Raw genomic sequence first — 3,345 nt, forward strand, 5'->3', positions numbered from 1 at the left:
CGCTTCCCTTCGGTGTTTCCGACTCTATCAGATCTTTCCGATCCGATTTCCTCGGTGCTTTCCAGGTTTCCGCTCTCGCGGTTTCCTTTCCGGCGATTCCGACTTTATCAGAAGTTTCGGGCCGGTTTGACCGGTGCCAGTTTCCGATTCATCGGGAAGCTTCTTCGACAATTAAGAAGCGAGATAGATACTACCTGCTGCCTTCTGGGGTGACCCCATCTCCAGGCAACTGTTCGAATCTACCTCCCCGCTCGGTCCGTGTCAACGGCTCTCGCGGGGCGAAGAGGAGATTAGCAGCTCGCCGGGCCTGCTTGCACATCAGGCGGCCGTCGGCACCGTGGCGCTGCGTTCGGCCGCCTCGACGTCCCCCGTCCCGCCGGCGCGCGCGGCCCGTCCGCCGAGGACGTAGACGTAGGCGAGGAAGGCCAGCTCGGCCACGACGCCGATGGTGATGCGGGCCCAGGTGGGCAGGCCCGACGGGGTGACGAAGCCTTCGATCGCGCCGGAGATGAACAGGACGAGCGCGAGGCCGATCGCCATGCCGATGGCGGCCCGCCCCTCCTCCGCGAGGGCTGTGCGGCGGGTGCGGGGGCCGGGGTCGATGAGCGTCCAGCCGAGCCGCAGGCCGGTGCCTGCCGCCACGAAGACCGCCGTCAGTTCCAGCAGACCGTGCGGGAGGACCAGGCCGAGGAAGGTGTCCAGGCGACCGGCGGAGGACATCAGGCCGAAGCCCACGCCGAGGTTGAGCATGTTCTGGAAGAGGATCCAGATGACCGGGAGCCCCAGGAAGACGCCCAGGATCAGGCAGAGCGCCGCCGCCCAGGCGTTGTTCGTCCACACCTGGGCGGCGAACGAGGCCGCGGGGTGGGTCGAGTAGTACGACTCGTACTGGCCGCCGGGGCGGGTCAGCTCCCGCAGTTCGGCGGGTGCGGCGATGGTGGCCTGTACTTGGGGATCGGTGCCGATCCACCAGCCGAGGAGCGCCGCCACGGCGGTGGAGATGAGCGCGGTGGGGACCCACCAGTGGCGGGTTCGGTACACGGCCGCAGGGAACCCATGGGTGAGAAAGCCGGTCACATCGCGCCAGGACGCGCGGCGGGTGCCGGTGACGGCGCTACGCGCGCGTGCCACCAGTTGGCTGAGCCGGCCGGTCAGCTGCGGGTCGGGAGCGCTGGACTGGATGAGCGAGAGATGGGTCGCCGCCCGCTGGTAGAGGGTGACGAGTTCGTCGGTCTCGGCCCCGTTCAGGCGGCGCTGGCGTTTGAGCAGGGCGTCGAGGCGGTCCCACTCCGCTCGGTGGGCGGAGACGAAGACGTCGAGGTCCATCGGTGTGCCTGCTCCTCGGCTGTCGTCGGCGGATCGTCGTGGATCAGCTTGTCGTACTGCGGCGCGATGTGCCCTCAGCTTGGCAGACTGGCGGTGTTCGAGGCAGGGCAGGGGAAGGACGGTCGGCGTGAGTGATCTGGTGACGGGCGAGGCGGTGGCGCTGGAGCTGCGCCCCGCGAGGCTGCCCAGCAGGGCGCTGGCCGTGTTGCTGGATCTGGCGGTGGCCGTGGCCGTCTACATCGCGGTGACCGTCGGCCTGGTGGCCGCCACCGCCTCGCTGGACGTGGCGGCGCAGACGGCACTGTCCCTCGGGACGTTCGTGCTGGTGCTGGTGGGCGGGCCGATAGCCGTCGAGACGCTCAGCCATGGCCGGTCGCTGGGGAAGATGGCGTGCGGTCTGCGGGTGGTGCGGGACGACGGCGGGCCGATCCGGTTCCGGCATGCGCTGGTGCGGGGGTTGATCGGCGTGATCGAGATTCTGATGACCTTGGGGGTCGTCGCCTGTATCGCCTCCCTGGTGTCGGCCCGTGGGCGGCGTCTCGGTGACGTGTTCGCCGGGACGCTGGTGGTCCGTGAGCGGGTGCCGGTCGCGCCGGGTGGGTTCGTGCCGCCGCCTCCGCCGTGGCTGGCGGGTCGGTTCTCGGGACTGGATCTGTCGGCGGTCCCGGACGATCTGTGGCTGGCCGTGCGGCAGTACCTGACGCGGATGCGGCAGCTGGACCCGCAGGTCGGCTGGTCGATGGCGGAGCGGCTGGCCGCCGATGTCGCCGCTCGTACGGGTGCGCCGGCGCCGCAGGGGGTGCCGCCGGCGGCGTATCTGGCGGCGGTGGTGCAGGAACGGCAGGCGCGCGAGAGCCGGCGGGCCTTCGGAAGCGGTCCTGGGGCGCCCGGCGGCGGTGCGGCCGTGGCCTTCCCCGCGCCCGCGGCTGCCCCGGCGCCCGCGGCATCCCCCGCCCCTGTGGCTCCCCCGGCCGCGGCGGTTCCCCCGGCGACGGGGCCCGTGTCCTCTCCGTCCCCGGCGCCGCAGGACTCCTCGCACGAGGCTTCAGCGGACGCCCCGGCAACGGCTCCGGTGGAGGAGCGGCGACCCGGCACCGGGTTCGCGCCACCTGCGTAGTGCTGCGCGGGAGCCGTCGCCGTCACGGGAAGACGGACGGCGGCGATTCCAGGTCCTCCAACTCGATGCCGGGGGCCGCGAGCACGACGTCGCCGGCGAGGTGCACGGCGTGCTGCTCGCCCGTGTCCAGGGCCGTGACCTGGTATTCGTCCACGATCAGAGGGCCGTTGTCAGTGGCGTGTGCTTCGCTTTTCACCAGGGCCCAGGACTGGTCGACGGTGCGCGGGGCGAGGACCGGGTCCGTGAAGGTGACGACGCGCAGGCGGGTTGCCGCCGTGGAGGGGGTGAGGCGCAGGAGACGGGCGATGGCGACGAGGAAGGCCGGGGAGGTGCCGGCGAAGGTGTGGGCGCGCACATTGCCTTCGGTGGCCTCGGTCCCGGTGGGGTCGGTCCTGACCCAGGTGACTCCGTCGAGGGCGGCACCGCGCACCTGCCAGCTCGCGGCGTGGAGTTCCAGGCGGATGGGGCGGCCGAGTTCGTCCAGGGTGAGGTCGACGGAGCCGTGGTGGTCGCCGGTGGGCGTGGTCAGCTGCGAGACGTAGCGCCAGCCTGAGGGGCCGACGGCGCATTGGAAGTGTTCTTCGGCGAGGGGGGTGTGATCGTGCGGATCGTGGAGCGAATAGCGGCCGCGGGGCATGGGGGTCCTGGGTCGTGACGGTCTGGTCCGGCGCCGGACGATCCGGCGCCGCTGGTCCGGCAACGGGGCAGGCCCCCGGCACGGGGGTGCGGGGGCCTGTCTCGGAGGATCTGCTGCCGTGAGCGTGTCAGTGCACGGACGCGCTCACGGCGGGCCGCGGCGGGGCGGCTGTCAGTATCGGTAGTGGTCGGGCTTGTACGGGCCCTCCACCTTCACGCCGATGTACTCGGCCTGCTCCGGGCGCAGCGTCGTCAGTTTGACGCCG

The 3,345-nt window shown here is 71.4% G+C and carries 4 protein-coding genes; 1 reads left to right on the top strand and 3 read right to left on the bottom strand.

The window, feature by feature from the left end; genetic code table 11:
• Positions 1-318: 318 nt before the first annotated feature.
• Positions 319-1,326 carry a stage II sporulation protein M gene (locus ACZ45Q_RS33975; RefSeq protein WP_468269048.1) on the bottom strand — a complete coding sequence of 336 codons (1,008 nt, stop codon included), beginning with the start codon at positions 1,324-1,326 and terminating at the stop codon, positions 319-321.
• Between the two features lie 127 nt (positions 1,327-1,453).
• On the opposite strand from ACZ45Q_RS33975, the gene ACZ45Q_RS33980 reads away from it, so the two are divergent.
• On the top strand, positions 1,454-2,443 hold the full coding sequence (locus ACZ45Q_RS33980) for an RDD family protein (RefSeq protein WP_468269051.1): 990 nt from the start codon (positions 1,454-1,456) through the stop codon (positions 2,441-2,443).
• A 22-nt stretch (positions 2,444-2,465) separates the two neighbouring features.
• Here the strand turns inward: ACZ45Q_RS33980 and ACZ45Q_RS33985 are convergent, their stop codons facing one another.
• Positions 2,466-3,080 carry a hypothetical protein gene (locus ACZ45Q_RS33985; protein ID WP_468269054.1) on the bottom strand — a complete coding sequence of 205 codons (615 nt, stop codon included), beginning with the start codon at positions 3,078-3,080 and terminating at the stop codon, positions 2,466-2,468.
• Positions 3,081-3,251: 171 nt separating this feature from the next.
• On the bottom strand, positions 3,252-3,345 hold a 94-nt coding region (locus ACZ45Q_RS33990), incomplete at its 5' end, for an adenosylhomocysteinase (RefSeq protein WP_351650166.1).

The organism is Streptomyces sp. NPDC031049 (assembly GCF_055571015.1).